The organism is Ramlibacter sp. (assembly GCF_028292805.1).
Taxonomy (GTDB): Bacteria; Pseudomonadota; Gammaproteobacteria; order Burkholderiales; family Burkholderiaceae_C; genus Ramlibacter.
On the sequence record NZ_JAQGLS010000257.1, the window covers coordinates 1 to 4,856 of the forward strand.

Sequence of the window (4,856 nt, forward strand, 5' to 3'; positions counted from 1 at the left end):
GCCAGCGGCAGCGTGCCCTCGCCCGGCGCGTCGGCCTGGCCGGCCGAGCCGCTGGCCCCCGCCACGGTGTCCTCCAGCGCCTGCAGCAGGCGGGCCCATTGCAGCGGGCGCGCCAGCACCGGAAAGCCCAGATCCGGCGGCGCCGCCCCGACCATCACGGCCGGCAGGTTGGCCCGCTTGCTCAGGGCGCGGAACTCGTTGACCGCTTCCGGGTTGTCGGCGTCCACCAGGTAAATGTCGGCGGTGCCGCCGACCGTGATGTTGGGGTCGTACTGCACGAACCCGGGGTCGCGGCGGGCCGCCAGCGCGAAGATGCTGGCAAGCATCGATCGCTCCACCGGGTTGAAGCCGATCACGTCGACCAGGTATTGTTCATTGAGCGTCACAAGGACCACCTCTTGCCGGACGGGCCGGCGGGCACCGGGAGCAGATCGGTCTGCAGCATGGCGATGCGCGCCAGCACTGCGTCGGCATTGGGCAGCCGCTCGCGCGGCTCCTTGGCCAGCATGGCGTCGCACAGGGGCTGCAACGCGGCACGCGATTCGGGCAGACGCGGCGCCACCGCCACCAGTTGCTGCGACAGCACCTCCATCAGCGTCTGGCCGCGAAACGGCGGGCTGCCGGCGAGCATGTGGTGCAACACCACGCCCAGGCTGTAGATGTCGGCGGCCGGCCGCGCCGGCGCGCCTTGCAGCTGTTCGGGCGCGACGTAGCGCGGGGTGCCGACGATGGCGCCGGGCTGGGCTGCCGGGTCGACGCTGCCGACCGCCACCGCCAGCCCGAAGTCGGCCAGCACCGCGCTGCCGTCTGCGCGCAGCAGCAGGTTGGCCGGCTTGACGTCGCGGTGCACCAGGCCGCGCCGGTGCAGCTGCGCCAGGCCGGCGGCGGCGTCGCGCAGGCAGGCCAGCGCCTCGGCCTGGCCCATGGACTGCTGCAGCCGCTGCGCCAGGTCGCCGCCGCCGATGTATTCCATCGCCAGGTATGGCATGCCGCCGGCGCTGCCGTGCTCCAGCAGCGCGACCACGTTGGGATGACGCAGGTCCGACCCGATCCCGAATTCGCGGGCGAACGGCGAGCCGTCGGCGCCGCGCCGCTGCGCCACCTTGAGCACCGCCGGCGCATCGCGCAGCATGTCATGGGCCAGCCAGGCCACCGAGCGGCGGCCCTGGCCGAGCTGGCGCAGCAGGTGGAAGTCGCCCAGCACCGGCCGCACCTGCCCTTGCAGCTGGGCCGGCGGGAGCGAGCCGGCGGCAGCGGCGTGCCGGTCGGCGAGGCGTTCGCGGCCGGCCTGGGTGGCGGACAAGGGATGCATCACAGCCCCATCCGGGCCAGGTCGTCCAGCAGGGTCTGGCCCGAGGGATAGCGCTGCTGGCGGTCTTTGGCCATCAGGCCTTCCAGCACCGCCTGCAGGTGCTGGTGCTCGGGCGGCAGCAGCGGCACCGGCGCGTTGATGTGCATGTGCAGCAGCTCCTGCGCCGAGGCGGCGTGGTAGGGCTTGCGCCCGGTCAGCAGTTCGTGCGCCAGCACGCCCAGCGAATACATGTCGCAGCGGGCGTCCACCGGCTGGCCCAGGGCCTGCTCGGGCGACAGGTAGTAAGGCGTGCCGACGATGTCGCCGTCGCCGGTGTCGGTGATCTTCATCGACACCTGCTTGGCGACGCCGAAGTCGGCCAGCGCCAACGAGCCGTCCTGGCGCAGCATCAGGTTGTCGGGCTTCAGGTCGCGGTGGACGATGCCCACTTCGTGGATGGCGCCGAGGCCGCCGGCCATCTGCTTGATGTAGCCGATGGCGGTGTCGGTATCGACCGGGTCGCGCATCCGCACCCGCAGGTCGCCGCGCGGGAAATACTCCATTGCGATGTAGGCGTGACCGACGGAAAAGTCCTGCCGGAAGATCCGCGCCACGTTCGGGTGGTGCAGCTGCGCCAGCAGCGCGAATTCCTGGATGAAGCGCTGCAGGCCGTCGGCCTCCACCCCATGGTCCAGCCGCATCACCTTGAGCACCTGCGGCGGCCCGCCCTCGGCTGACTGCGCCAGGTAGATCGAGGCCATCGCGCCTTCGCCGATCTTGCGCAGCACCCGGTAGCCTTCGATCAGAAAGTGGCCGCCAGCTGCCCCGGGATGGGCCGCGTTCGGACCGGTATGGCCGCGCTTGCGCGTCTGCTGGTTGAGCTGGATCGATTCGCGCAGCATCTCGAACACCCGCGGCGGCGTGCTGGAGCCCTTGCGCGGCACCAGGCCGGTGACTTCGACGACGTCGATGAACGAGTTGTCGGGCAGCGAGACCGAACCGATGCGGCCGCCATCGGCGCGCCCGGCCGCCGCCAGCCGGGTGGCGGCGGAAGTGGCCACGCTCCAGTGCAGGTCGGTGGCGGTCACTTCCAGCATCCGCGCCACCTCGACCGCTTCGCCCACGGCATGCACCATGCCGTTGCCACCCTTGCCGCGCAGCTTGACCTCGGCCGGCCCCAGGTGGACGCCGGCGGCGATCGTCAGCGGCGGCAGGCCGGCGAAGTGCGGCCGCGAAGCCAGCGCCTGCGCCAGCTGCACCGCTTCGTGCACGGCCAGGATGGCGGCGTGCAGCCCGCGCTGGGCGTGGTTGGGCTTGCGCTCGTCCGGCTTGTTGCCGAACACGGCCAGGATCGAGTCGGGCCGCCGCTGCGCCACCTCGCCGCCGAGCTTGGCGACCACGTCCGTCAGCATCCGCCGCACCTCGGTGACGAAAGCGGCGGCATCCTCGGAACCCATGGCCTGGCAGACCGCCGAAAAGCCGTGCAGCCGGGCATACAGGAAGGTCGCGACCACCGATCCCGGCTCGACGGCCATGTCGAGCGCCAGCGAACTCGGACCGAAGTCGGCCGAGCGCGGCGCCATGGATGCGTCGTCGCTGGTGCGGTCTTCGGGGTGTTGTCGCATTTAGTTACAGCATAGCGTAGAGGTGAAAGAGCTTACAAGGCCAGCGCTGCCCACTTTGTCACGCATCGGGCTCCACCATGGAGTGCCTGGGCCGCAGAACAACGGCGGCTGGTGAAAAGCGCGGCCCCCGCGGGAGCAGGACCATTGCTACGATGAACGGCTATGTCCATTCACGCCGCCCTCAACCACGTCACCCACTACAAGTACGACCGGCCCGTGACTCTGGGCCCCCAAGTGGTGCGCCTGCGTCCGGCGCCCCACTGCCGCAGCAACGTCATCTCGTATTCGCTGCGCGTAGCGCCGGCCAACCACTTCGTCAACTGGCAGCAGGACCCGTTCGCCAACTTCCAGGCGCGGCTGGTCTTTCCCGAGCCCACCACCGAGTTCAAGGTCACCGTCGACCTGGTGGTCGAGATGGCGGTCTACAACCCGTTCGACTTCTTCCTGGAACCCAGCGCCGACAACTTCCCGTTCCAGTACGAACCCGGGGTGGCCCAGGAATTGGCGCCTTACCTCGCGCCCGAGCCGATGACGCCGCTGGTGCAGGCCTACCTGGACAAGATCGACCGCACACCGCGCCCCACCATCGACTTCCTGGTTGCGCTCAACCAGCGGGTGCAGGGCGACGTCAAGTACCTGATCCGGATGGAGCCGGGCGTGCAGACGCCGGAGCAGACGCTGGCGCTGGCCAGCGGCTCCTGCCGGGACTCGGGCTGGCTGCTGGTGCAACTGCTGCGCCGGCTCGGGCTGGCGGCCCGGTTCGTCTCCGGCTACCTGATCCAGCTGGCGCCCGACGTCAAGGCGCTGGACGGCCCCAGCGGCACCGAGGTGGACTTCACCGACCTGCACGCCTGGTGCGAGGTCTACCTGCCCGGGGCCGGCTGGATCGGGCTGGACCCGACCTCTGGCCTGCTGGCCGGCGAAGGCCACATTCCGCTGGCCTGCACGCCGCAGCCGTCCGGCGCGGCGCCGATCGAAGGCCTGGTGGACGACGCCGAGGTGGAGTTCAGCCACCACATGGGCGTCACGCGCGTGCACGAGTCGCCGCGCGTGACGCGGCCTTATTCCGAGGAGCAGTGGGCCCAGGTGCTGGCGCTGGGCGAGGCGGTCGACCGCGAGCTGCAGGCCGGTGACGTGCGCCTGACCATGGGCGGCGAGCCGACCTTCGTCGCCGTGGCCGACCGCGATGCGGCCGAATGGAACACCGATGCGCTGGGCCCGACCAAGCGCGGCTATGCCACCGAACTGGTGCACAAGCTGCGGGCGCAGTACGGCGAGGGCGGCTTTCTGCACTTCGGCCAGGGCAAGTGGTACCCGGGCGAACAGCTGCCGCGCTGGGCGCTGTCGATTTACTGGCGCGCCGATGGCCAGCCGTGCTGGGGCAAGCCCGCGCTGTTCGCCGACGAGCGCCAGCCGACCCGCTACACCACCGAGGACGCCCGCCGCTTCACCCAGCGGCTGGCGGCCCGGCTGGGGCTGACCGACACCTACATCCAGCCCGGCTACGAAGACGTGTTCTATTACCTGTGGCGCGAACGCAAGCTGCCGGTCAACGTCGATCCGTTCGATTCGCGGCTGGACGACGAGCTCGAGCGCACCCGGCTGCGCCGGGTCTTCACGCAGAAGCTGGACGCGGTGATCGGCTATGCACTGCCGCTGCAGGCGCGCGACGACGGCCCCGAGCTGGAGGGCCCGCCGTGGCGCACCGGGCCCTGGCACCTGCGCGACGATCGGCTGTACCTGGTGCCGGGCGACTCGCCCATGGGCTACCGGCTGCCGCTGGACTCCTTTCCCTGGGCCAGCGCTGCCGACCAGCCTTACCAGGTGGCGCAGGATCCGTTCGAGCAGCGGGCGCCGCTGCCCACCGCCACCGCGCTGCGCCGGCAGCTGCCCGGCGCCACCGCGGGCGCCGACGACGCGGGCCTGCCCCCTGAGCTCGC

The 4,856-nt window shown here is 71.0% G+C and carries 4 protein-coding genes; 1 reads left to right on the forward strand and 3 read right to left on the reverse strand.

The window, feature by feature from the left end:
- The 3 genes from JWP65_RS15970 to JWP65_RS15980 form a co-directional block, all read right to left on the reverse strand.
- Positions 1-386, reverse strand: a 386-nt coding sequence (locus JWP65_RS15970; protein ID WP_299765458.1) for a hypothetical protein, incomplete at its 3' end; no start/stop codon positions are given.
- A complete protein-coding gene (locus JWP65_RS15975) occupies positions 383-1,312 on the reverse strand; it encodes a serine/threonine-protein kinase (protein WP_299765460.1) in 930 nt (309 codons plus the stop codon). The genes JWP65_RS15975 and JWP65_RS15970, both read right to left, overlap by 4 nt.
- Positions 1,312-2,916, reverse strand: coding sequence for a protein kinase (locus JWP65_RS15980; protein WP_299765462.1), 1,605 nt, complete (start codon positions 2,914-2,916; stop codon positions 1,312-1,314). Before JWP65_RS15980 ends, JWP65_RS15975 begins: the two co-directional genes overlap by 1 nt.
- A 162-nt stretch (positions 2,917-3,078) precedes the next feature.
- On the opposite strand from JWP65_RS15980, the gene JWP65_RS15985 reads away from it, so the two are divergent.
- On the forward strand, positions 3,079-4,856 hold a 1,778-nt coding region (locus JWP65_RS15985), incomplete at its 3' end, for a transglutaminase family protein (RefSeq protein WP_299765464.1).

Excerpts from the sequence above, each read along its gene's own strand:
- JWP65_RS15980 (WP_299765462.1), bottom strand. The coding sequence starts at position 2,916 with ATGCGACAACACCCCGAAGACCGCACCAGCGACGACGCATCCATGGCG.
- JWP65_RS15975 (WP_299765460.1), bottom strand. The coding sequence starts at position 1,312 with ATGCATCCCTTGTCCGCCACCCAGGCCGGCCGCGAACGCCTCGCCGAC.